Origin of the sequence: Neobacillus solisequens, assembly GCF_051233465.1 — a bacterium.
Lineage (GTDB): Bacteria > Bacillota > Bacilli > Bacillales > Cytobacillaceae > Neobacillus.
Window position 1 is genome coordinate 1 of sequence record NZ_JBKFGJ010000028.1, and the last position, 24,816, is coordinate 24,816.

The 24,816-nt window shown below is 40.4% G+C and carries 25 protein-coding genes, 1 rRNA gene and 2 other annotated features; all 26 genes read left to right on the forward strand.

Annotated elements, in window-relative coordinates; translation table 11 throughout:
• Positions 1 to 2: 2 nt before the first annotated feature.
• The 26 genes from rrf to rpoB all read left to right on the forward strand — a co-directional run bounded on the left by rrf (position 3) and on the right by rpoB (position 24,801).
• Positions 3 to 118 (forward strand): 5S ribosomal RNA (gene rrf, locus ACI3K6_RS21810).
• Between the two features lie 264 nt (positions 119 to 382).
• Positions 383 to 844, forward strand: a complete 462-nt coding sequence (locus ACI3K6_RS21815) for a CtsR family transcriptional regulator (RefSeq protein ID WP_335478906.1) — start codon at positions 383 to 385, stop codon at positions 842 to 844.
• Positions 845 to 867: 23 nt separating this feature from the next.
• The gene (locus tag ACI3K6_RS21820) at positions 868 to 1,419 is read left to right on the forward strand and encodes a UvrB/UvrC motif-containing protein (RefSeq protein ID WP_435556500.1); all 552 of its coding nucleotides are present in this window, start codon (positions 868 to 870) and stop codon (positions 1,417 to 1,419) included.
• A 1-nt stretch (position 1,420) separates the two neighbouring features.
• The gene (locus ACI3K6_RS21825; protein ID WP_435556501.1) at positions 1,421 to 2,491 is read left to right on the forward strand and encodes a protein arginine kinase; all 1,071 of its coding nucleotides are present in this window, start codon (positions 1,421 to 1,423) and stop codon (positions 2,489 to 2,491) included.
• A 16-nt stretch (positions 2,492 to 2,507) separates the two neighbouring features.
• Positions 2,508 to 4,949: an ATP-dependent protease ATP-binding subunit ClpC gene (clpC, locus tag ACI3K6_RS21830; protein ID WP_435556502.1), complete on the forward strand. Its 2,442-nt coding sequence runs from the start codon at positions 2,508 to 2,510 to the stop codon at positions 4,947 to 4,949.
• Positions 4,950 to 5,130: 181 nt separating this feature from the next.
• Complete coding sequence (radA, locus tag ACI3K6_RS21835) at positions 5,131 to 6,510, forward strand: DNA repair protein RadA (RefSeq protein WP_435556503.1); 1,380 nt, start codon at positions 5,131 to 5,133, stop codon at positions 6,508 to 6,510.
• Positions 6,511 to 6,513: 3 nt separating this feature from the next.
• The gene (disA, locus tag ACI3K6_RS21840; RefSeq protein WP_435556504.1) at positions 6,514 to 7,587 is read left to right on the forward strand and encodes a DNA integrity scanning diadenylate cyclase DisA; all 1,074 of its coding nucleotides are present in this window, start codon (positions 6,514 to 6,516) and stop codon (positions 7,585 to 7,587) included.
• Between the two features lie 208 nt (positions 7,588 to 7,795).
• Positions 7,796 to 8,884 (forward strand): PIN/TRAM domain-containing protein, encoded by a 1,089-nt coding sequence (locus ACI3K6_RS21845; RefSeq protein ID WP_335478894.1) that lies wholly within the window; start codon positions 7,796 to 7,798, stop codon positions 8,882 to 8,884.
• 28 nt (positions 8,885 to 8,912) lie between these two features.
• Positions 8,913 to 9,605 carry a 2-C-methyl-D-erythritol 4-phosphate cytidylyltransferase gene (ispD, locus tag ACI3K6_RS21850; protein WP_335478892.1) on the forward strand — a complete coding sequence of 231 codons (693 nt, stop codon included), beginning with the start codon at positions 8,913 to 8,915 and terminating at the stop codon, positions 9,603 to 9,605.
• Positions 9,605 to 10,096: a 2-C-methyl-D-erythritol 2,4-cyclodiphosphate synthase gene (gene ispF, locus ACI3K6_RS21855; protein ID WP_335478890.1), complete on the forward strand. Its 492-nt coding sequence runs from the start codon at positions 9,605 to 9,607 to the stop codon at positions 10,094 to 10,096. Before ispD ends, ispF begins: the two co-directional genes overlap by 1 nt.
• Before the next feature lie 58 nt (positions 10,097 to 10,154).
• Positions 10,155 to 11,612, forward strand: a complete 1,458-nt coding sequence (gene gltX / locus ACI3K6_RS21860) for a glutamate--tRNA ligase (protein WP_435556505.1) — start codon at positions 10,155 to 10,157, stop codon at positions 11,610 to 11,612.
• A gap of 46 nt (positions 11,613 to 11,658) precedes the next feature.
• Positions 11,659 to 11,901, forward strand: a binding site (T-box leader).
• A gap of 55 nt (positions 11,902 to 11,956) precedes the next feature.
• The gene (cysE, locus tag ACI3K6_RS21865; RefSeq protein ID WP_335478885.1) at positions 11,957 to 12,622 is read left to right on the forward strand and encodes a serine O-acetyltransferase; all 666 of its coding nucleotides are present in this window, start codon (positions 11,957 to 11,959) and stop codon (positions 12,620 to 12,622) included.
• A complete protein-coding gene (gene cysS, locus ACI3K6_RS21870; protein WP_435556506.1) occupies positions 12,603 to 14,000 on the forward strand; it encodes a cysteine--tRNA ligase in 1,398 nt (465 codons plus the stop codon). Before cysE ends, cysS begins: the two co-directional genes overlap by 20 nt.
• A gap of 3 nt (positions 14,001 to 14,003) precedes the next feature.
• Positions 14,004 to 14,426, forward strand: coding sequence for a Mini-ribonuclease 3 (locus ACI3K6_RS21875; protein ID WP_335478880.1), 423 nt, complete (start codon positions 14,004 to 14,006; stop codon positions 14,424 to 14,426).
• Positions 14,423 to 15,166 (forward strand): 23S rRNA (guanosine(2251)-2'-O)-methyltransferase RlmB, encoded by a 744-nt coding sequence (gene rlmB / locus ACI3K6_RS21880; protein WP_335478878.1) that lies wholly within the window; start codon positions 14,423 to 14,425, stop codon positions 15,164 to 15,166. The genes ACI3K6_RS21875 and rlmB overlap by 4 nt, the downstream gene beginning before the upstream one ends.
• A gap of 2 nt (positions 15,167 to 15,168) precedes the next feature.
• Positions 15,169 to 15,678: an NYN domain-containing protein gene (locus tag ACI3K6_RS21885; RefSeq protein WP_335478876.1), complete on the forward strand. Its 510-nt coding sequence runs from the start codon at positions 15,169 to 15,171 to the stop codon at positions 15,676 to 15,678.
• A gap of 67 nt (positions 15,679 to 15,745) precedes the next feature.
• The gene (gene sigH / locus ACI3K6_RS21890) at positions 15,746 to 16,399 is read left to right on the forward strand and encodes an RNA polymerase sporulation sigma factor SigH (protein WP_435556507.1); all 654 of its coding nucleotides are present in this window, start codon (positions 15,746 to 15,748) and stop codon (positions 16,397 to 16,399) included.
• 105 nt (positions 16,400 to 16,504) lie between these two features.
• Entirely contained in the window at positions 16,505 to 16,660 is a 156-nt protein-coding gene (gene rpmG, locus ACI3K6_RS21895) for a 50S ribosomal protein L33 (RefSeq protein WP_435556508.1), read from the forward strand.
• Between the two features lie 49 nt (positions 16,661 to 16,709).
• On the forward strand, positions 16,710 to 16,892 hold the full coding sequence (gene secE / locus ACI3K6_RS21900; RefSeq protein WP_335478870.1) for a preprotein translocase subunit SecE: 183 nt from the start codon (positions 16,710 to 16,712) through the stop codon (positions 16,890 to 16,892).
• 189 nt (positions 16,893 to 17,081) lie between these two features.
• The gene (gene nusG / locus ACI3K6_RS21905) at positions 17,082 to 17,615 is read left to right on the forward strand and encodes a transcription termination/antitermination protein NusG (protein WP_435556509.1); all 534 of its coding nucleotides are present in this window, start codon (positions 17,082 to 17,084) and stop codon (positions 17,613 to 17,615) included.
• Positions 17,616 to 17,896: 281 nt separating this feature from the next.
• Positions 17,897 to 18,322, forward strand: coding sequence for a 50S ribosomal protein L11 (rplK, locus tag ACI3K6_RS21910; protein ID WP_042453928.1), 426 nt, complete (start codon positions 17,897 to 17,899; stop codon positions 18,320 to 18,322).
• A gap of 109 nt (positions 18,323 to 18,431) precedes the next feature.
• Positions 18,432 to 19,130: a 50S ribosomal protein L1 gene (gene rplA, locus ACI3K6_RS21915; RefSeq protein ID WP_335478864.1), complete on the forward strand. Its 699-nt coding sequence runs from the start codon at positions 18,432 to 18,434 to the stop codon at positions 19,128 to 19,130.
• A 50-nt stretch (positions 19,131 to 19,180) separates the two neighbouring features.
• Positions 19,181 to 19,323, forward strand: a sequence feature (ribosomal protein L10 leader region).
• 33 nt (positions 19,324 to 19,356) lie between these two features.
• Positions 19,357 to 19,857, forward strand: coding sequence for a 50S ribosomal protein L10 (gene rplJ / locus ACI3K6_RS21920; protein ID WP_435556510.1), 501 nt, complete (start codon positions 19,357 to 19,359; stop codon positions 19,855 to 19,857).
• 56 nt (positions 19,858 to 19,913) lie between these two features.
• Complete coding sequence (rplL, locus tag ACI3K6_RS21925; protein ID WP_335478860.1) at positions 19,914 to 20,276, forward strand: 50S ribosomal protein L7/L12; 363 nt, start codon at positions 19,914 to 19,916, stop codon at positions 20,274 to 20,276.
• 110 nt (positions 20,277 to 20,386) lie between these two features.
• Positions 20,387 to 20,986 carry a class I SAM-dependent methyltransferase gene (locus tag ACI3K6_RS21930; RefSeq protein WP_335478858.1) on the forward strand — a complete coding sequence of 200 codons (600 nt, stop codon included), beginning with the start codon at positions 20,387 to 20,389 and terminating at the stop codon, positions 20,984 to 20,986.
• 254 nt (positions 20,987 to 21,240) lie between these two features.
• Positions 21,241 to 24,801 (forward strand): DNA-directed RNA polymerase subunit beta, encoded by a 3,561-nt coding sequence (rpoB, locus tag ACI3K6_RS21935; RefSeq protein ID WP_435556511.1) that lies wholly within the window; start codon positions 21,241 to 21,243, stop codon positions 24,799 to 24,801.
• The last annotated feature ends 15 nt before the right edge of the window (positions 24,802 to 24,816 follow it).

Below are 24,816 nucleotides of genomic sequence, written 5' to 3' on the forward strand. Positions count from 1 at the left end.
AGTCCGGCAATAATGGCGAGAAGGTCACACCCGTTCCCATACCGAACACGGAAGTTAAGCTTCTCAGCGCCGATGGTAGTTGGGGCCTTGCCCCTGTGAGAGTAGGACGTTGCCGGGCAAAAAAAGACAACCTGTTTAGGGTTGTCTTTTTTTTTGCCAAAATAGCCAATACTCTTATCCAGAAGGATATTCCTCTAGAAACAGTTCCTCCGCTTTATCCTCTTAAAAAAGACAAATTGTTTCAATTACATTAAATCAAACGTTTCATCCCTGCGAGATTTGGAGAAAATCATAAAGTAGTGAATCGTTGCATCTGTGAAAAAAATTGGGTATAATTTATGTCAAATATAGTCAAAGTCAGATGGTGAATGGGGGTGGGAAGATGAGGAACATCTCCGATATTATCGAAAGGTACTTAAAACAAGTATTGGAAATGAGTGAAAAGGAGCTCGTTGAAATTAAACGAAGCGAAATTGCAGATAAATTTCAATGTGTCCCTTCACAAATTAATTATGTGATTAATACCAGATTTACGATCGAACGCGGTTACCTAGTGGAAAGTAAACGAGGTGGTGGCGGGTATATTCGAATTATGAAGGTACAGTCTCATGATTCGGTAGATCTTATTGATCAATTGATTGTCTTAGTGGATGACAGAGTAAGCCAATCCAGCGCTGAAGATGTTATCATCAGACTTGTTCAGGAAGAGATTATCACCAATCGTGAAGCAAAGATCATGTTAAGTGTTATTGACCGTTCTGTTCTTTACATTGATCTTCCATACCGTGATGAATTGAGAGCAAGAATGTTAAAAGCAATGTTAACTTCTTTAAAATATAAATAGTATGATGCTGGAGGGGTGAGAGTATGATTTGTCAGGAATGTAATCAAAGGCCTGCAGCACTTCATTTTACAAAAATATTAAATGGTGAAAAGACCGAAGTGCATCTTTGTGAAAAATGTGCCCAAGAAAAGGGTGGTGAAACGTTTATATTTAATGGTGAACCAGGTTTTTCATTTAATAACTTATTAGCTGGTCTATTAAATATTGACTCGTCTATTCATAAGCCAAGCCAAAATCCGTTTCCTCAGGAGGAGTTGCTTCAGTGCAATCGTTGCTCCATGACTTTTCAGCAATTTTTAAAAGTTGGACGCTTTGGTTGTACCCATTGCTATGAAACGTTTCAAGAGCAGTTAAAACCTGTATTAAGAAGGCTTCATGGAGGAAACTGGTCACATAGTGGGAAAATCCCAAAACGAATTGGCGGTGGGCTCCATATTCGTAAACAAATTGAGGAATTAAAAATTCAATTAAGAGATGCAATTGCTCAAGAAGAATTTGAAAATGCAGCAAATATTCGTGATGAAATACGCAGTTTAGAGAAAAAAATCTCTGACAGCCACGGGGGAGGGGAATGATATGTCGCTCGAACGTTTTTTTAATCAAGCGGTGAGCTCTTGGATGAGCGAGGAGGGACCTGACTCTGATATCGTTCTTAGCTCACGCATTCGTTTGGCGCGAAACCTGGAGGAATTTAATTTTCCAACAATCTTTTCACATGAAGAAGCAAAACAGGTTATTCAAATATTGGAGGAGACTCTTAAGAAATCAAACCCGCCTGGATTTAATCACATGAATTTTTTAAAGATGAATGAAATCCAGCCTCTTCAGAAACGGGTTTTGGTGGAGAAACATTTAATAAGTCCCCATTTAGCTGAGGATGCATCTTACGGGGCTGTTTTATTATCCGAAAATGAAGAAGTTAGTATAATGATTAATGAAGAGGATCATATACGGATTCAATGTTTATTTCCAGGCCTGCAATTGACAGAAGCATTGAAGGCAGCGAATGAAATAGATGATTGGCTTGAAAATAATCTTCAATTTGCCTTTGATGAAAAATACGGCTACTTGACTAGCTGCCCTACCAATGTAGGGACTGGTCTTCGGGCATCACTGATGATGCATTTGCCTGGGGTGGTGTTAACACAGCAAATTAACCGAATTATTCCTGCTATTAATCAATTAGGCTTTGTTGTTAGAGGAATATACGGGGAAGGAAGTGAAGCCCTGGGGAATATTTTTCAAATTTCCAATCAAATTACACTTGGGAAATCTGAAGAGGATATCTGTTTGGATTTGATGGGGGTTGCAAGCCAGCTAATCTCCCAGGAAAAGTCAGCACGAGAAGCATTACAAAAGACTTCAAACATACAATTAGAAGATAGAGTGTTTCGATCTTTAGGTATCTTAACAAACAGTAGAATTATTGAATCAAAAGAAGCTGCAAAATGCTTATCGGATGTTCGCCTTGGAATTGATTTAGGGTATATAACCCATTTATCAAAGAACATCCTAAATGAATTAATGATTTTAACCCAACCGGGTTTTCTTCAGCAATATGCTGGTGGTCCATTACGACCGTTTGAAAGGGATATACGACGTGCAGCATTGATTCGCGAAAGATTTAAGATGGAAACTGAAAAATAGGTGAGGAGTGAGAGGTATGATGTTCGGCCGTTTTACTGAAAGAGCGCAAAAGGTTCTAGCATTAGCACAGGAGGAAGCGATTCGTCTTGGGCACAATAATATTGGAACAGAGCATATTTTATTAGGATTAGTTCGCGAAGGTGAAGGAATTGCTGCAAAGGCACTTTACGGACTTGGATTAGGCTCAGATAAAATTCAAAAAGAAGTAGAGAATTTAATAGGCAAAGGACAAGAATCTTCTCAGATCATTCACTATACACCTAGAGCTAAAAAAGTTATTGAACTATCAATGGATGAAGCACGTAAATTAGGACATTCTTATGTCGGAACAGAGCACATTCTTCTTGGGTTAATCCGTGAGGGAGAAGGTGTTGCAGCAAGGGTATTAAATAACTTAGGAGTCAGTTTAAATAAAGCCCGCCAGCAAGTACTTCAATTATTGGGCAGTAATGAATCAGGTGGACATCAGGGAGGCAATTCAGCAAGTGCTAATACGCCAACACTCGATAGTCTTGCCAGAGATTTAACCGCCATTGCTCGTGAAGGCAGCTTGGACCCGGTCATTGGACGCAGTAAAGAAATTCAGCGTGTAATCGAAGTTTTGAGCCGAAGGACTAAAAATAATCCGGTATTAATTGGCGAGCCTGGTGTTGGTAAAACTGCCATTGCCGAGGGTCTTGCACAACAAATTGTTAATAATGAGGTTCCGGAGATTCTCCGAGATAAGAGGGTAATGACACTGGATATGGGTACGGTTGTTGCTGGTACCAAATACCGTGGTGAATTTGAAGATCGTTTAAAGAAGGTTATGGATGAAATTCGCCAAGCTGGCAACATCATACTATTTATTGATGAGCTTCATACATTAATTGGTGCAGGTGGTGCGGAAGGTGCCATTGACGCTTCCAACATTTTAAAACCTTCACTTGCTCGCGGAGAACTTCAATGTATCGGGGCCACAACCCTAGATGAATATCGTAAATATATAGAAAAAGATGCAGCATTAGAACGACGTTTTCAACCAATTCGTGTTGATGAGCCAACGCTTGATGAATCGATTCAAATTTTAGAAGGCTTACGAGATCGTTATGAGGCGCATCATCGCGTTTCAATTACTGATGAGGCCATTAAAGCAGCAGTAAAATTATCTGATCGATATATTTCAGACCGCTTCCTTCCTGATAAAGCTATCGATTTAATTGATGAGGCGGGTTCTAAGGTAAGACTGCGCTCTTATACAACGCCTCCAAATCTGAAAGAGTTGGAAGTGAAGCTTGAGGAAGTTCGCAAAGAAAAGGATGCATCTGTTCAAAGTCAAGAGTTTGAAAAGGCTGCATCACTAAGAGATTCTGAACAGCGTTTGCGCGAACAACTTGAGGAGACAAAGAAAAGCTGGAAGGAAAAGCAAGGGAAAGAAAACAACGAAGTGACCGTTGATGACATTGCTAGTGTCGTGTCCAGTTGGACTGGAATTCCTGTTTCTAAGCTAGCTGAAACTGAAACAGCCAGATTGCTTAATTTGGAAGAAATCCTTCATTCACGGGTTATTGGACAAGAGGAGGCTGTTAAGGCTGTGGCAAAAGCCGTTCGCCGTGCAAGAGCTGGCTTGAAAGATCCAAAGCGTCCTATCGGTTCTTTTGTCTTCTTAGGACCTACTGGTGTGGGGAAAACAGAATTAGCTCGTGCCCTGGCGGAAGCCATGTTTGGGGATGAGGATGCCATGATCCGCATCGATATGTCTGAATACATGGAGAAACATTCAACATCTCGTCTTGTTGGGTCACCTCCGGGATATGTAGGATATGAAGAAGGCGGACAGTTAACGGAAAAGGTTCGCAGAAAGCCTTATTCTGTTGTCTTACTCGATGAAATAGAGAAGGCCCATCCGGATGTATTTAATATTTTATTACAAGTTCTCGAGGATGGACGTCTAACAGACTCCAAGGGTAGAACAGTTGATTTCCGCAATACGGTGCTAATTATGACATCCAATGTCGGAGCTGAAGCATTAAAAAGAAATAAATATGTTGGCTTTAATATCCAGGATTCTACTCAAGATTATAAAGATATGAAGGGTAAAGTGATGGAAGAGCTGAAAAGGGCTTTCCGTCCTGAATTCCTGAACAGGATTGATGAAATCATTGTTTTCCATTCCCTAGAGAAGAAACATCTAGAAGAAATTGTCACCTTGTTGTCTGACCAGTTGATTAAACGTCTAAAAGAGCAGGATATCTCTATTGAATTAACACCGGCAGCGAAAGGGAAAATTTCCGAAGAGGGCTATGATCCTGAGTACGGGGCAAGACCGCTTCGCCGTGCCATTCAAAAACATATTGAAGACAGATTATCTGAAGAATTGTTAAAAGGAACTTTATTAACAGGACACCATGCTATTATTGATGTAGATAATGGAGAATTTGTTGTAAAAGCCGCAGAGCAAACAGGTGTAGCCCAATAATACCTGTCCCATTATCAATAAATACTCCAAACGAAGGAGTAACGGAGGTACACGTGAATAAATTAAAACCGTGTACCTCTTTTTTTACGATTTTAAGATTATCTAGAGTCGTAGCCAAGTAGCTATTGATGAGTTTCCATTATGAAAATTTGTCTTCATGTAAAGAAGGGGAAAGAACCTTATGGTTAAACGTAAAACTAAATTTATCTGTCAGGAATGCGGGTATGAATCGCCTAAATGGATGGGTAAATGCCCGGGTTGTGGGACATGGAATAAAATGGTGGAGGAAGTGGAAGTAACCGGTGGGAATCGCAGAGGTGCATTTGCCCATTCACAGGGAGGAGTGACACTATCAAAACCTACGCCCATCACTTCAATTGAAACCCAAAGTGAACCACGAATTCTAACAGATTTAAATGAACTTAATAGGGTACTCGGCGGCGGTGTGGTAAAGGGCTCATTAGTTTTAATTGGAGGAGATCCTGGCATTGGAAAGTCCACACTTCTGTTACAAGTATCGTCTCAGCTTGCCCAAAAGGGGAGTCAGGTTCTATATATTTCTGGAGAAGAATCACTACGTCAAACGAAGTTGAGAGCAGAACGATTGGGGATTTCCTCTGAAAATCTACTTGTCTATGCTGAAACAAATTTGGAGGAGATCAATCGTACGATAGAAGGGACAAATCCGAGTTTTGTCATTATCGATTCGATACAAACGGTCTTTCATCCAGAGGTTACATCCGCTCCCGGAAGTGTTTCACAGGTTCGTGAATGTACCGCGGAACTAATGAGAATTGGAAAAACGAAAGGGATTGCGATCTTTATTGTCGGGCATGTAACCAAGGAAGGTTCGATTGCCGGACCAAGGTTATTGGAGCATATGGTGGATACCGTGCTTTATTTTGAAGGAGAACGCCATCATACGTATCGAATTTTAAGAGCGGTAAAAAATCGCTTTGGCTCAACAAATGAAATGGGTATTTTTGAAATGAAGGAATTTGGTTTAGAGGAAGTTGAAAATCCTTCAGAAATTTTCCTCGAAGAACGATCACAGGGTGCGGCTGGATCGACTGTCGTTGCCTCTATGGAGGGGACTCGCCCTGTATTAGTTGAAATACAAGCTTTAATTTCGCCAACTAGTTTTGGAAATCCAAGAAGAATGGCGACCGGAATCGATCAGAATCGAGTGCCACTGCTAATGGCCGTTTTGGAGAAACGGGTAGGAATGTTATTGGCCAACCAAGATGCCTACTTAAAGGTGGCCGGAGGAGTGAAACTCGATGAACCGGCGATCGATTTGGCAGTTGCTGTCAGTATCGCGTCCAGCTTCAGGGACCAGCCGACAAGGCCAACGGATTGTATTATTGGCGAAGTGGGTCTGACAGGTGAAGTTAGACGGGTATCCAGAATTGAACAACGGGTACAGGAAGCAGCGAAATTGGGCTTTGAACGTGTTATCCTTCCTGCCAATAATTTAGGAGGCTGGAGCGGACCTAAAGGAATTGAGTTGATTGGAGTTTCTTCCGTGAGTGAAGCATTACAAGCCGCTTTAGGGAGGTAGAGAATGGAGCAAAAAAGGCCGGTAGAGCTATCAGTAAGTGATGTATTGCAATTTATTGCCCCGGGCACACCCATTCGTGAAGGAATAGATAATGTCTTGCGGGCCAATACGGGTGGCCTAATAGTCATTGGCTATAACGATAAGGTTAAAAGTATTGTGGATGGTGGTTTTGAAATCAACTGCACATTTACTCCGAGCAATTTATATGAACTTGCTAAGATGGATGGAGCGATTATTCTCAATGAAACAGGGAATAAAATTCTTTATGCCAATGCCCAGCTAGCTCCTGATGCTGATATTCCATCGTCAGAAACAGGAATGAGACACCGCACTGCAGAAAGAGTAGCGAAGCAAACGAAAGCCTTAGTGATTGCAATTTCGCAACGAAGGAATGTGATTACGCTATACCAAGGTAATTTTCGCTATGCCCTAAAGGATATTTCGGTCAATTTGACCAAAGCCAATCAAGCCATCCAAACTCTCGAAAAATATAAGACAGTATTAAAGACCAGTTTTGCCAACTTGAGTATCCTTGAGTTTGAGGATTCTGTTACATATACTGATTTTCTACTTGTCCTCCATCGTTTTGAAATGGTTCTAAAAATTAAAAATGAACTTCTTACCTTTTTATATGAACTGGGAACAGAAGGGCGTCTTATTCGTTTGCAAATGACAGAAATTTTAACAGAACTTGAAGAAGAAATCATGCTGATAATTAAGGATTATGCATTTGACAGGGAAATTAAACCAGCAGAAGTTTTAAAACGAATGCAGTCGCTAACGAATACTGGTATAATCGAGGATACCGTTTTATTAAAAATGATGGGCTACATGGGTTATGTCCATCTTGATGAAAATAAAAGTGCGCGTGGCTATAGAATGTTAAATAAAATACCAAGACTTCCGGGCATTATCATGGAAAATCTTATTAATCGTTTTGGGCATCTATCTAAAATTTTCTATGCCACGGTGGAAGAACTTGATGAGGTAGACGGGATTGGAGAAGTAAGGGCAAAAAAAATCAAAGAAGGATTTAAGTTAATTAAGGACAGATTATACACAGACCGGCATTTATAAAATATTTCAGTATAATAATCACTCTTGATAAAATTATGTATTTTCAAAAATTTGACAGTCTATTTTATCGGTGCTACCCTATTGGAGATAAAGATAAGAATTTATCTTAACAAAATTATTTCAAGATGATTACATTTTGGAAAAATAATCAGCAATTCAAGGTTTCAATTTCATGAATATGTTTATAATGAGTAGAGGAGGTGAAGGAATGTTAAAACGAATTGTGCAGGCATGCTTCCTCATTATAGGCGGTACGCTCGGAATTTTGCTGTTACCCGGATTATTTCGGATCGTTCATATAAATGACATTCCATTAATCAATAATTCTTATGTCACTGCTATTATAGGTGCTATTATCTTTTATCTTATTACCTTTTGGGCAGTAGATTATGTGATTAATTTCATTAAATGGGCTGAAGACTCATTAGTGAAGATTCCCGTAACCGATGTACTATTTGGAAGTGTTGGTCTTATTTTTGGATTATTGGTCGCTTTTCTAATCGGTTTTGCACTTAATGCTGTTCAAGTACCGATTCTAAATGAAGTGGCTCCTATATTACTAACGCTCCTATTTGGTTATCTCGGTTTCCAAGTGGGCTTCAAGAAACGTGATGAATTACTGGGTTTATTTAGCAGGGGTAGCAATAAAAAGAAACAGACTGAGGATGAATCTGAAAAGGATAGTAAAAAGGCATTAAAAATCCTCGATACCAGCGTGATTATTGATGGACGTGTGGCGGATATTTGCCAAACAGGCTTTTTAGAAGGGACCATTGTTATTCCGCGATTTGTCCTTGAAGAATTGCAGCATATTGCAGACTCCTCCGATGTTTTAAAGCGTAATCGCGGCCGCAGAGGCTTGGATATCCTAAATCGGATTCAAAAAGAGCTCTCAATTAAGGTAGAAATTTACGAGGGTGACTTTGAAGAAATCCAGGAAGTGGATTCTAAACTAGTGAAACTGGCGAAAATCACAAATGGGATGCTGGTAACAAATGATTTTAATTTGAATAAGGTTTGTGAATTACAGAATGTTTCTGTCCTGAATATTAATGATTTAGCCAATGCTGTTAAACCAGTGGTGTTGCCGGGTGAAGAGTTAACGGTTCAAGTGATTAAGGACGGAAAAGAATATCACCAGGGCGTTGCCTATTTAGACGATGGTACGATGATTGTGGTAGAAGAAGGCAGGGAGTTTATCGGAAAAAGAATTGAGGTATTGGTTACAAGTGTCCTTCAGACTTCTGCGGGAAGAATGATTTTTGCCAAACCCAAGTTATTAGAAAAAGCTTTATAGAGAGATCACGCTAGAGTGGGGTAATCATATGACTTATCAAGTCATTCTCCCAGCTGCCGGACAAGGGAAACGAATGGGAGCCGGGAAAAATAAACTATTGTTAGAGCTTAATGGAATTCCAGTACTGATTCATACGTTAAAGGTATTTGAAGAGGATGAACAGTGCAGCGGGGTTATTTTAGCCATACACCCGCAAGATGAAGAAGCATTTAAACAATTACTTTATCGATACAGCATTCAAAAAGTTGTTGGATTAGTGCCGGGTGGAAAAGAGCGGCAGCACAGCATTTTTAACGCATTAAAAACGGTAAAAGATGCCGAGTTGATCCTTGTTCATGACGCGGCGAGGCCATTTATCAAAAAGGAAATCATTCACCTTTTAGCAGAAAAGGCTATGGAAACAGGAGCGGCCATCATTGGAGTACCAGCAAAGGATACCATGAAGAAGGTATGGGATGGTACTGTTGTCGAAACGGTGGAGCGATCAAGCTTGTGGGCAGTTCAAACCCCGCAAGCTTTTCGTGTTTCCTTGCTAATGGAGGCTTATGAAAAAGCGGAACAGGAACAGTTTGTTGGAACAGATGACGCGAGTTTAGTCGAGAGGTTGAATCATACTGTTTCGATTGTGGAAGGCGATTACGATAATATTAAACTGACAACACCGGAAGATTTATATTTTGCCGAAGCCATTTTAAAAAAGAGAAAAAAGGAGTCTAAATAATGTTTCGAATTGGTCAAGGTTTTGATGTTCATCAATTAACAGAGGGACGGCCATTAATCATTGGCGGCATAAGTATACCTTATGAAAAAGGGTTACTTGGACATTCTGATGCGGACGTTCTTTTACACACCATTTCAGATGCTTGTTTAGGTGCAATCGGTGAAGGCGATATTGGAAAGCACTTCCCTGATACAGACCCTAATTTTAAAGGTGCCGATTCTGCAAAACTGCAGGCTCATGTATGGAAACTTGTGAAAGCAAAGGGCTATGAATTAGTGAATGCCGATTGTACGATTATTGCTCAAAGGCCAAAAATGGCTCCCTATATTGAACAAATGAGAACAAGGATTGCCGAGCTGCTCGAAGCCGATCCGGAACAAATCAATGTCAAAGCTACCACAACGGAAAAGTTGGGTTTTACCGGCAGAGGAGAAGGGATTGCTGCTCAAGCGGTAGTTTTATTAAAAAAGGTCAATGGGATCTCTTTATAAGTCATACTTCTAGTGGTAGAATATAAAGAATGAATTCAATTTTGGAGGCTTTATGGTTATGGGAAACGAAGTTCGTGTAAGGTATGCCCCGAGTCCAACAGGTCATTTACATATCGGGAATGCACGTACCGCATTATTTAATTATTTATTTGCGCGGAATCAAAATGGTAAGTTTATCATTCGAATTGAAGATACCGATCAAAAGCGGAATATTGAGGGCGGAGAAGAAAGTCAATTAAAATATCTCAAATGGCTTGGCATGGATTGGGATGAGGGTGTCGATGTCGGCGGAGAATACGGTCCGTACCGTCAATCTGAGAGAAACCACATCTATGAGACCTATTACAATCAAATGCTGGAAACTGGACGTGCTTATAAATGCTACTGTACGGAAGAGGAGCTTGAGGCTGAACGGGAGGCACAAATCGAAAGAGGAGAAACTGCCCGTTATTCTGGAAAGTGCCGCCACTTGACTGCGGAGGACCGTGATCGTTTGGAGAAAGAAGGACGCCAGCCAAGCATTCGGATTGCTATTCCCCAAGGAAAAATCTATGCTTTTAATGATATGGTAAAAGGGGAAGTATCCTTCGAATCTGATGGATTCGGTGACTGGGTTATGGTGAAAAAAGATGGAACACCGACCTATAATTTTGCAGTAGCTATCGATGATCATCTAATGGAAATTTCTCATGTTCTGCGTGGGGATGACCACATTTCTAATACACCCAAGCAGTTAATGGTATATGATGCGTTAGGTTGGGAAGCACCAATTTTTGGACATATGACCTTAATCGTCAATGAAAGCCGCAGAAAGTTGAGCAAGCGGGATGAAACGATTATTCAGTTCATTGAACAATACGAGGAATTAGGGTACCTTCCAGAGGCATTATTTAATTTTATCACCTTACTAGGCTGGTCACCTTCAGGGGAAGAGGAGCTATACTCAAAAGAGGAGTTTATCAAGTTATTTGACTCAAGCCGTCTGTCAAAATCTCCGGCATTATTTGATAAACAAAAGCTTGCCTGGATGAACAACCAGTATATGAAAAAAGTTGAACTTGATCGGGTTGTAGAGCTTGCTTTACCACATCTGATCAAAGCAGGGCACATTGATAAAAACCTATCTGAAGAAGATCAACAATGGGTGCGCAGCTTGGTTGCGCTTCTGCAGGAAAAAATGAGCTTTGGTGCAGAGATTGTTGAACTTTCCGAGTTATTCTTTAAAGATGAAGTTGCTTATGAGGAAGAAGCAAAGGAAGTGTTAGCGGGAGAGCAGGTTCCAGAGGTTTTAAAGGCTTTCTCATTAGAGCTTGATCAACTGGAAACTTTCCAAGCTGAAGGAATCAAAGCGGCTATGAAGGCAGTGCAAAAATCAACAGGCCAAAAAGGTAAAAACCTATTCATGCCGATTCGTGCCGCTGTAACAGGTCAAACACATGGACCGGATCTTCCACAAAGTATTGAACTATTAGGAAGAACCAAGGTTCAACAAAGAATTCAGCAAATTATTAGTTAACATTAGAGCAAAAATGTAATATAGTAATAAGAAAGATTATATACGAGCTAAAGCGTGGAAGAGGAAAAGTAGAAAAATGATGCTTTTTAGAGAGAACCATCACCGGCTGAAAGTGGTTTAAGCCGCTCATTTTTTGAAATGCACCTCTGAGCCTCATTTCGAAAGGTACCTAAACCCGACTAGATTTGAGCGGAACTTTCCGTTAACAAGTGAGAGTGGGATGGGAATCATGCACGATGCATGTGATCTCGTCTAATCAGAGTGGAACCACGCCAAAAGCGTCTCTGTCAATATGACAGGGGCGCTTTTTTTTTTAGGGGAGCAAACGGAGGGAGGAATTTACGATGTTTAAAAGGTTAAAAGAAGATGTAGAAGTAGTGTTTGAGCAAGACCCTGCTGCCAGAACGTATCTTGAGGTCATTTTAACGTATTCAGGTTTACATGCCATTTGGGCACATCGATTTGCCCATGCCTTGTATAAACGTAAATTCTTTTTCCTGGCAAGGGTCATTTCACAGGCAAGTCGCTTTTTTACCGGAATTGAAATCCATCCCGGAGCAAAAATCGGCAGGAGATTTTTTATCGACCATGGCATGGGTATTGTTATAGGGGAAACATGCGAAATAGGTGATAATGTTACTGTGTTTCAGGGGGTAACCTTAGGTGGAACGGGTAAAGAAAAAGGAAAGAGGCATCCTACGATTAAGGATAATGTTCTGATCTCCACCGGTGCAAAAGTGCTTGGATCGATTACGATTGGGGAAAATTCTAAGATTGGCGGAGGATCAGTCGTGTTAAAAGAGGTTCCGCCAAACTCGACGGTCGTAGGGATTCCAGGTAGAGTCGTCATTCAGGATGGTAAACGGGTGAAAGATTTAAATCACTGTGATTTGCCCGATCCGGTTGCTGATCGTTTCAAAGAACTGCAAACTGAACTTGACCGCTTAAAACGAGAACTGACAGAAATAAAAGATGAAAGGATAAAAGTCAATGACCATAAAGCTATATAATACACTAACCCGCAAAAAAGAAACCTTTATTCCTCTGGAAGAAGGGAAAGTAAAAATGTATGTTTGCGGTCCGACAGTCTATAATTATATTCACATTGGGAATGCTCGACCTGCCATTGTTTTTGATACCGTCCGCCGCTATTTTGAATACCGCGGGTATGATGTTAAATATGTTTCTAATTTCACAGACGTGGATGACAAATTAATTCGGGCTTCCATTCAACTGGGTGAGGATGTTCCAACTCTTGCGGATCGCTTTATTCACGCGTATTTTGAAGACGTAACCGCGTTAGGGTGCAAAAAAGCAGATATGCATCCTCGTGTTATGGAAAATATGGATATTATTATTGATTTTATTGCTAAACTGATTGAAAAGGGTTATGCCTATGAATCAGAGGGCGATGTTTATTTCCGCACACGCTCCTTTGATGAATATGGCAAGCTGTCACACCAATCTATTGACGAATTGCGGGTTGGAGCACGGATTGAAGTAGGCGTCAAAAAACAGGATGACTTGGATTTTGCCTTATGGAAAGCAGCCAAGGAAGGTGAGATCTATTGGGAAAGTCCTTGGGGTTTGGGAAGACCGGGCTGGCATATCGAATGCTCAGCTATGGCGAAAAAATATCTTGGTGATACGATTGATATCCATGCCGGGGGTCAGGACTTAACCTTCCCACATCATGAAAATGAAATTGCCCAATCAGAAGCATTGAACGGTAAAACGTTCGCCAACTATTGGATGCATAATGGATATATCAATATTGATAATGAAAAAATGTCTAAATCGTTGGGGAATTTTGTGTTAGTACATGACATTATTAAACAGCACAATCCCCAAGTATTGAGGTTCTTTATGCTTTCCGTTCATTACCGGAATCCAATCAATTACAGTGAGGAATTATTAGAAAGCACTAAAGCTGCTTTTGAAAGAATCACTACTGCCTATCAAAACTTGAAACATCGTCGGGAAGCAAGTGCAAATTTAACTCATGATAATGAAGAGTGGACGGGGAAAATTGTCAATCAAAGAGAGCTATTTATTGAAGCAATGGACGATGATTTTAATACAGCTAAAGCTATTTCCGTATTATTTGATCTGGCCAAATTGGCAAATTACTATTTATTAGAGAATAATACAGCAGTGGAAGTCATTGATGCTTTTATGAAGGAATTTGAGGAATTGTTCCATGTATTAGGTTTGACAATTGACCAAGAAGAAATGCTCGATGCTGAAATCGATGCCTTGATTGAAAAAAGAATTCAAGCCCGCAAGGATCGTAACTTCCAGTTATCTGACCAAATTCGGGATCAGCTGAAAGCAATGAACATTATTCTAGAGGATACTCCGCAAGGCACCCGATGGAAAAGAGGCTAATGCATGCTAGATTATGAAAATAATGTCGATGCCACCCAATTAAATAGTCTTGCGCTTGCCTATATGGGAGATGCTGTCTTTGAAGCCTATGTAAGGCGACATCTCCTATACAGCGGGCAGGTTAGGCCGAATCAGCTTCATCGGGCAGGAACTAGATACGTTTCAGCAAAAGCACAATGTCAAATTCTTTTTCAACTGATGGATGAGGGAATCTTGAGTCAAGACGAAATGGCCGTGGTCATGCGCGGAAGAAATGCCAAGTCAGGAACAGTGCCGAAGAATACTGACGTCCAAACTTATCGATATAGCACTGCGTTTGAAGCATTGATGGGGTATTTATTCTTAACTGGTAAAAAAAGTCGATTGGAAGAGCTTGTCAGCAAGTCGTTTAGTTATGTAGATGAAAGGAAGGGAGGATCAGTATGAGTCAGGAATATATAATCGGAAAGAATCCCGTTATGGAAGCAATCAAATCGGAACGGGACATTAATAAAATTTTGATTGCGGAAGGTTCACAGCGTGGGCAAATGCAGCAGCTGATTCATCTAGCAAAAGAGGCAAATGTATTGGTACAATTTGTGCCTAAGAAAAAACTTGACCAAATTACCGACCAAAATCATCAAGGAGTATTAGCATACATAGCCGCTTACCAATATGCGGAACTTGATGATTTATTTAAAGCGGCTGAACAGAAGAATGAACCCCCATTCTTTCTAATCTTGGATGAAATCGAGGATCCGCATAATTTGGGATCCATTATGAGAACAGCGGATTCTGTTGGGGCTCATGGAATTATAATTCCAAAACGCCGAGCCGTTGGATTAACGGCTACGGTGGCGAAGGCTTCAACAGGTGCCATTGAGTATATACCGGTGGTACGGGTTACCAACCTTGCACAGACGATTGATGAATTAAAAGACCGTGGTGTTTGGATTGCCGGGACAGATGCATCGGGAAAAGACGATTATCGCAGATTGGATGGAACGATTCCTTTGGGTCTAGTAATTGGCAGTGAAGGAAAAGGTATGGGTCGGTTAATTAGGGATAAATGTGATTTCCTTATTCATATACCAATGGCAGGAAAAGTTACTTCCCTAAATGCCTCGGTTGCAGCAGCATTGTTAATGTATGAGGTTTATCGGAAGCGTAATCCTTTAGAGGGATAGTTATGGATATACTGCTGGTAGATGGCTATAACATTATCGGTGCATGGCCCGAGTTAAGGGTCTTAAAGGATAAGGATTTACCTGCAGCCCGGGATCGCTTAATAGAAAAAATGGCTGAGTATCAAGCTTATTCCGGGTTCCGAGTGATTATTGTGTTTGACGCACACTACGTTAAAGGTACGGAAAAAAAATATCAAAATCATAAGGTTGAGGTCATTTTTACAAAAGAAAATGAGACGGCTGATGAGCGGATTGAAAAAATGGCTATCAGTCTTAATAATCGTATGACGCAAATTCACGTTGCCACATCTGATTTTACCGAGCAATGGACGATTTTTGGACAGGGAGCTTTAAGAATGTCTGCCCGGGAACTTTTAGTTGAAATGAACTCGATTGAAAAAGGTATTGAAAAAAAGGTAAAGAAAATTCAAGGGAAAAAACCCGCTACAAAAATTCCAATTAGCGACGAAATGGCAGAAATTTTTGAAAAATGGCGTCGTGGAGAGAAGTGAGTCCTCGACTTCAAAATATTTCTAATGTATAATATTAGTATCTATGCTTGTTCGGTGGAGGGGATCTATGTTGAGTGCGGACTTTGGCTCGGAGAGTAACGAGCATTTTTTCGTAATGGAAGACGAAGAAATAATCGATTTGGTACACCAGGGTGATAGTGAAGCATTGGATTACTTGATACACAAATATCGGAATTTTGTACGTGCTAAAGCAAGATCCTATTTTTTAATCGGAGCAGATAAAGAGGATATCGTCCAAGAAGGGATGATTGGCTTATACAAGGCCATTCGTGACTTCCGTGAGGACAAGCTTACTTCTTTTAAAGCATTTGCCGAACTTTGCATTACAAGACAAATTATCACAGCCATCAAAACGGCGACAAGACAAAAGCATATCCCGCTTAATTCTTATGTATCATTGGACAAGCCTATATACGATGAAGAGTCTGACCGGACCTTGATGGATGTCCTATCGGGCGCAAAGGTACTTGATCCTGAAGAATTAATTATTAGCCAAGAAGAATTTGACCATATTGAAGATAAGATGTCCGAATTATTAAGTGATCTCGAAAGAAAAGTTTTAGCTTTATACTTAGACGGACAGTCATATCAAGAAATCTCCGAAGAACTCAATCGCCATGTCAAATCGATTGACAATGCCCTCCAGCGCGTAAAGCGAAAGCTGGAGCGGTATTTGGAGATTCGTGAATTTTCTATCTGATTTTGAATACGCTCCCAAAAATATGTCGTTTATATGAATCTATTTCTGATAATTATTGACAATAATATAGTGCCATGTTACATTTTTAGGGATATATTATAGTAGGTGTTAAAGTTGAGTAAAAAGGTTATTCTTTCTTGTGTACATTGCGGCTCGCGAAATTATACTACGGTGAGCAAGGAAACACAAACAGATAGGTTAGAATTAAAGAAATTCTGCAAGACATGCGGAGTTCATACAACCCATAAAGAGACGAAATAAGGGATACAATTCTAGCAGTGCTATTTATGATAGTTGGGGGTTAAAGTAAATGCAACGCATAATGAAATTCTTCAGTGATATTGCCCGTGAGATGAGAAAGGTCAGTTGGCCAAAACGCAGTGAACTTACCCGTTCAACCATTACAGTAATATCCACCGTTGCTTTTTTTGCCATATTCTTTGCGGTTTTAGATTTAGGAATTTCAAAATTGATCCGTTTAATTCTTGAATAATTACTAATAGTTCATGGTATAATGGTGATGAATAGAGGAAATTTTAGCTAAAAGCCCGTGTCAACGGGTTTTTTAATTTGGCTCCAAAAGTGTATAACGCTTTAAAGGCTTAAACAAATGGACTCAGTCAGCATAAAGGTAGACAACCTATAAAAATACAGGGAGGGACGGACGATCTAGTCCTCTGAAATGGAAAAGAACTGGTACGTTGTTCATACCTATTCCGGGTATGAAAATAAAGTAAAGGCAAACTTGGAAAAACGTGTAGAATCGATGGGCATGTCCGATAAAATTTTTCGCGTTGTAGTTCCTGAAGAAGAAGAAACAGATATTAAAAACGGCAAGAAAAAAGTAGTTAAACGAAAAGTATTTCCTGGTTATGTACTAGTAGAAATCATCATGACAGATGATTCTTGGTATGTAGTGCGAAATACACCTGGAGTAACAGGATTTGTTGGCTCAGCAGGTTCAGGTTCTAAACCAACACCATTGCTTCCAGAAGAAGTAGCTGTCATTCTAAAACGCATGGGCGTTGAAGAAAGACGCATGGAAATCAACTATGAAATTGGCGAAACCGTCCGCGTAAAAGAAGGCCCATTTGCTAATTTTACCGGTTCCGTAGAAGAATTGGACAAAGACAAAGCCAAACTCAAAGTATTAGTAAACATGTTTGGCCGCGATACCCCGGTAGAACTCGATTACACACAGATTGAAAAATTATAAAGATATATCCAGCTGTTGAAGTGGATATGCCTGCGGCGAAGTTTTTGGAGCAGGAATCAGCTGAATATTTCAAAGAACAAAAAGAAAAATCATCATGTTTTGTAAAAAAACTTGAAATCAATGATAAAAAGTGTTAATATTTCATAGGTCAGTATGTCTCAAAAATTGAGACTAGACTTTGTCAAGTTCTTTGTACTTATATAAAGACTTCAGATGATGAGTGGGAGGGTAAAAACAAAAACCCTATTAACCACATCACGGACTTTAAGGAGGTGTGTCTCGTGGCTAAAAAAGTAATTAAAGTTGTTAAATTACAAATTCCTGCTGGTAAAGCTAACCCAGCGCCACCGGTTGGTCCTGCACTAGGTCAAGCGGGTGTTAATATCATGGGATTCTGTAAGGAGTTTAACGCACGTACAGCAGATCAAGCTGGATTAATTATTCCTGTTGAAATCACGGTTTTTGAAGACCGTTCATTTACATTTATTACGAAAACTCCTCCTGCTGCCGTTCTTTTAAAAGTAGCAGCTGGAATTCAGTCTGGTTCAGGCCAGCCTAACCGTAATAAAGTAGCAACAGTAAAGCGTGATAAAGTACGCGAGATTGCGGAACAAAAAATGCCTGACCTAAACGCAGCTAGTGTTGAAGCAGCAATGCGTATGGTTGAAGGTACTGCACGCAGCATGGGCATCGTTATCGAAGATTAATCCATGTGAAAAACTGGTGAAATGAGGGGTTGCGTAGTTGATTGTTCACTCGCAACCTTTTTCGTGGGAGTTGTCCAACGTTAAAACCACAATCTAGGAGGAAAAAACAATGGCTAAAAAAGGTAAAAAGTATGTAGAAGCGGCTAAGCTTGTAGACCGCACAAAAGCATACCCAATTGCAGAAGCAATTGAACTTGCAAAGAAAACAAACTATGCAAAATTTGATGCAACTCTTGAAGTTGCTTTCCGCTTAGGCGTTGACCCTAAGAAAGCTGACCAACAAATCCGTGGTGCAGTTGTACTTCCAAACGGAACTGGTAAAACTCAACGCGTATTAGTATTCGCGAAGGGTGAAAAAGTGAAGGAAGCAGAAGCAGCTGGAGCAGATTATGTAGGAGATTCTGAATACATCAACAAAATCCAACAAGGTTGGTTTGAATTTGATGTAATCGTAGCAACTCCTGATATGATGGGTGAGGTTGGTAAACTAGGTCGTGTATTAGGACCTAAAGGCCTAATGCCAAACCCTAAAACTGGTACTGTTACATTTGATGTAACTCGTGCAATCAACGAAATCAAAGCTGGTAAAGTTGAATACCGTGTAGATAAAGCTGGTAATATCCACGTTCCTATCGGTAAATCTTCTTTCGATAGCGAAAAGCTTGTTGAGAACTTTACAACTGTGTTCGATACAATGTTAAAAGTTAAACCATCTGCTGCAAAAGGTACTTACATGAAGAACGTAACTGTCACTTCAACAATGGGACCTGGAATCAAAGTAGATCCATCAACTGTTGCAGCTAAATAATACCAATTGACAACCTTTAATACATCTTATATAATGTATTTTGTTGTTTAATAATATAAACATTTGTACTGTAGACAGCAGGTGCCAATTGGCTTAATTCCCTGCCGAGGTAATGCGATAAACTAGGCTGTATGATCAGCTTAATTATTCTGCCTCCATGTCTGGTATGATATGGGGGCGTTTATTTGCCTGGTATAAATGTAGATAATCTACAGGAGGTGTAAAGATGAGCAGTGCAATCGAAGCAAAAAAACAGATCGTTGATGAAATCGCTGATAAATTAAAAGCTAGTGTATCAACTGTCGTTGTTGACTACCGTGGTCTTACAGTTGCTCAAGTAACTGAACTTCGTAAACAGCTTCGCGAAGCAGGCATTGAATTCAAGGTGTATAAAAACTCCATGGTTCGCCGTGCTGCAGAAGCCGCTGGTTTATCTGGTTTAAATGAAGCATTAACAGGTCCTAATGCGATCGCATTCAGTACTGAAGATGTAGTAGCACCAGCAAAAATCTTAAATGATTTCGCTAAAAAGAATGAGGCACTTGAACTTAAAGCAGGTGTAATCGAAGGTAATGTTGCAACAGTTGAAGAAGTGAAAGCTCTTGCTGAACTTCCATCACGCGAAGGTTTACTTTCTATGTTACTCAGCGTACTTCAAGCACCAATTCGCAATCTTGCTCTTGCAACAAAAGCTGTTGCAGATCAAAAAGAAGAACAAGGCGCGTAAGCTGATTTTGAACGTAATCTAATAAATTTAACCGAAAATTAAGGAGGAAACAAATCATGACTAAAGAACAAATCATTGAAGCAGTTAAAAATATGACTGTTTTAGAACTTAACGATCTAGTAAAAGCAATCGAAGAAGAATTCGGCGTAACTGCAGCTGCACCTGTAGCTGTTGTTGGTGGCGCAGGCGCTGCTGCTGCTGAAGAAAAAACAGAATTCGATGTAATCCTAGCTGGCGCTGGCGACCAAAAAATCAAGGTTATCAAAGTTGTTCGTGAAATCACTGGTCTTGGACTTAAAGAAGCAAAAGATCTTGTTGACAACACTCCAAAGCCTCTTAAAGAAGGCGTTTCTAAAGAAGAAGCTGAAGAAATCAAAGGTAAACTTGAAGAAGTTGGAGCTAACGTCGAAGTTAAGTAATTTTATGAATGAAAAGCTCGCTGCATAGCGGGCTTTTTTTCGCTTATCCTAACTAATAATAGGATCCCTCTAAAGAGTCTTCAATACAAGTTCCTCGGGAGGTAAGACTAATGTCCGAACACTACTATTCTCGTACCCAAAAGGTTGAAAGTGATCCAAAATATTGGGATTTCCAATTAAGGAACAGGCAATTCCGGTTTAAAACGGATAATGGGGTCTTTTCTAAAAGAGAGGTAGACTTTGGCTCACGTCTGCTAGTTGAATCCTTTATCCTACCAGAGGTTGATGGTCCAGTGCTTGATGTTGGTTGTGGCTATGGCCCGATTGGCTTATCGATTGCAAAAGAACATCCGCATAAGTTTGTACATATGATTGATGTGAATGAACGAGCGATTCAACTTTCAAAAGAAAATGCTGCCTTAAATGGAATTGATAATGTTCAAATATATGAAAGTGACCGTTTGAATAGAGTTACTGAGTTGAACTTTGCAGCTATTCTCACTAATCCACCGATTCGTGCCGGTAAGAAAATAGTCCATGATATATTTGTTCAAAGTCATGAGCATCTTGCGGAGAAAGGCGAGATCTGGGTTGTGATTCAAAAAAAGCAAGGTGCACCGTCTGCGTTGGAGAAATTAAATGAACTATTTTCTCAAGTAGAAACAGTCGAGAAGTCAAAGGGATATTTTATTTTTAGAGGAATAAAATAGTTGACTTCAAAATGCTGCTGTGGTAGCATTATAAAATGCCATCATAATATTTACCGAATTATTCCTAAAATGCTTATTTTTCAAGTATAAAAAAGGGATAATAAGGAAATGATGACAAAATAATAGTCAAAATGTGAAATTGTGGTTTTTGGACAAAAACCCTTTTTCTTTTTGTCTTTTAGAAAGGGCTATAGCTCCTTCTAAAAGGTGTAATATATTTGTCTAAATAACGCTTGATTTGAGGGGTGAATCAGTTGACAGGTCAACTAGTTCAGTATGGACGACACCGCCAACGTAGAAGTTACGCACGAATCAGTGAAGTGTTGGAATTACCAAATTTAATCGAAATCCAAACCTCTTCATATCAATGGTTTCTTGATGAGGGGCTGCGTGAAATGTTCCAGGATATTTCACCAATTGAGGACTTTACTGGTAACCTATCACTTGAATTTATTGATTACAGCCTTGGCGAACCAAAGTATTCTGTAGAAGAATCAAAGGAACGGGACGTTACATATTCTGCTCCATTGCGTGTAAAAGTACGTCTTGTTAACAAAGAAACCGGTGAAGTAAAGGACCAAGATGTTTTTATGGGTGATTTTCCCTTAATGACGGAAACCGGCACATTTGTAATTAATGGTGCAGAGCGTGTTATTGTATCACAGCTAGTACGCTCACCAAGTGTGTACTTCAGTGGAAAAACAGATAAAAACGGGAAGAAAGGCTTCACCGCTACTGTCATTCCGAACCGCGGCGCGTGGCTGGAATATGAAACAGATGCCAAAGACGTCGTATACGTCAGAATTGATCGTACTCGGAAACTGCCCGTTACGGTTCTTTTGCGTGCATTAGGATTTGGTTCCGATCAAGAAATTATTGAATTGATTGGTGATAACGAGTATCTTCGCAATACTTTGGAAAAAGACAATACGGAAGGTGTAGACAAGGCGTTGCTTGAAATTTATGAGCGTCTTCGTCCAGGTGAACCTCCAACCGTTGAAAACGCGAAGAACCTCTTGGTTTCACGTTTCTTTGATCCGAAGCGATATGACCTCGCTAATGTTGGACGCTATAAAATTAATAAAAAGCTTCATATAAAAAATCGCCTGTTTAATCAGCGACTAGCTGAAACCCTCGTTGACCCTGAGACAGGAGAAATTATCGCTGAAAAGGGAACTGTCCTGGACAGAAGAAACCTTGACAGAATTATACCTGCTCTTGAGAAAAATGTTAATTTCACAGGCTACAACCCGGTTGGCGGAGTAGTAGAAGATGAAATTATTTTACAAGGGATTAAAATTTATGCCCCTGGCGATGAAAATGAAAAAGAAATTAATGTATTGGGTAATGCTTATGTAGCTGAACCAATTAAAAATATTACACCTGCTGATATCATCGCATCCATTAGCTACTTCTTTGATTTGCTTCATGGAGTTGGCGATACCGATGATATTGATCACCTAGGAAACAGACGTCTTCGTTCTGTAGGTGAATTACTGCAAAATCAATTCCGGATTGGATTATCCCGTATGGAACGTGTGGTTCGCGAAAGAATGTCTATTCAAGATACAGCAACCATAACACCACAGCAGTTAATTAATATCCGTCCTGTTATTGCTTCCATAAAAGAATTCTTTGGAAGTTCCCAGTTATCTCAGTTCATGGATCAAACGAATCCACTAGCTGAATTAACACATAAACGTCGTTTATCTGCATTGGGACCTGGTGGTTTAACAAGAGAACGTGCCGGCATGGAAGTTCGTGACGTTCACTACTCTCACTACGGCCGGATGTGTCCGATTGAAACGCCGGAAGGTCCGAACATTGGTTTGATCAACTCGTTATCAAGCTACGCAAAGGTAAACCGTTTTGGATTTATCGAAACACCATACCGCCGCGTTGATCCGGATACCGGAAAAGTGACAAATCGAATTGATTATTTAACTGCCGATGAAGAGGATAATTATGTAGTTGCTCAGGCGAATGCACGCCTAGGTGATGACGGAGCTTTCCTAGACGAAGAAGTAATTGCCCGTTTCCGTGGTGAAAACACTGTCGTAAAACGTGACCGTGTTGATTATATGGATGTATCACCTAAGCAGGTTGTTTCCGCCGCAACTGCTTGTATCCCGTTCCTTGAAAACGATGACTCTAACCGTGCCTTGATGGGTGCGAACATGCAACGTCAAGCGGTGCCATTGCTTCAACCTGAAGCGCCGCGCGTTGGTACAGGAATGGAATATGTATCAGCAAAAGATTCTGGTGCAGCAGTAATTTGTAAGCATGAAGGGATTGTTGAGCACGTTGAAGCTAGGGAGATCTGGGTTCGTCGTGTTAAAGAAGTCGATGGTCAAGAAGTAAAAGGTGACCTAGACAAATATAGATTATTAAAGTTTGTTCGCTCTAACCAAGGGATGTGCTATAACCAACGTCCAATCGTAGCTGTTGGAAACCGTGTTACAAAAGGAGAAGTCCTTGGTGACGGTCCTTCAATGGAACTGGGAGAATTAGCGTTAGGCCGAAACGTACTTGTAGCATTCATGACTTGGGATGGTTATAACTATGAGGATGCCATCATCATGAGTGAACGCTTAGTTAAAGATGATGTATATACTTCTATTCATATTGAAGAATATGAATCCGAGTCACGTGATACAAAGCTAGGACCTGAAGAAATTACCCGTGATATTCCAAATGTCGGTGAGGATGCTCTTCGTAACTTGGATGAGCGTGGAATTATCCGTATTGGAGCGGAAGTAAAGGATGGGGACCTGCTTGTTGGTAAGGTTACACCAAAAGGGGTAACAGAGTTAACAGCTGAGGAACGTTTATTGCATGCCATCTTTGGTGAGAAAGCACGTGAAGTACGTGATACCTCACTTAGAGTTCCGCACGGCGGAGAAGGAATCATTCATGATGTTAAAGTATTTAATCGTGAAGACGGAGATGAGCTTCCTCCAGGAGTAAACCAACTTGTCCGTGTATACATCGTTCAAAAACGTAAGATCCACCAAGGTGATAAAATGGCGGGTCGTCACGGAAATAAAGGGGTTATCTCAAGAATCTTGCCTGAGGAAGATATGCCTTTCCTACCTGATGGTACTCCGGTTGATATCATGTTAAACCCATTAGGGGTTCCTTCACGGATGAACATCGGACAGGTGCTTGAACTTCATTTAGGTATGGCAGCAAGATACCTTGGCATTCACGTTGCAACGCCAGTATTTGACGGTGCGCGAGAAGAAGATGTCTGGTCAACTATTCAGGAAGCTGGCATGGCTCGCGATGCAAAAACCATTCTGTATGACGGACGTACTGGTGAGCCATTTGATAACCGTGTATCTGTCGGGGTCATGTATATGATTAAACTCGCACACATGGTTGATGATAAATTGCATGCCCGTTCGACTGGACCATACTCACTTGTTACGCAGCAGCCACTTGGCGGTAAAGCTCAATTTGGCGGACAGCGTTTTGGTGAGATGGAGGTTTGGGCGCTTGAAGCCTATGGTGCTGCATATACTTTGCAGGAAATTCTTACGGTTAAATCAGATGACGTGGTTGGCCGTGTGAAAACATATGAAGCCATTGTAAAAGGTGAAAATGTTCCGGAACCAGGTGTCCCTGAATCGTTTAAAGTATTAATCAAAGAACTTCAAAGTCTAGGTATGGATGTAAAAATTCTTTCTGGTGATGAAGAAGAAATCGAAATGCGGGATATGGAAGATGAAGAGGATCTGCAACAAGCAGATACGTTAAACATCGTTTCTGAAGCCCCAAGCTTTGAATCTGAAAAAGTAGGTTCAAAAGAGTAGTCCCAATCAATAATG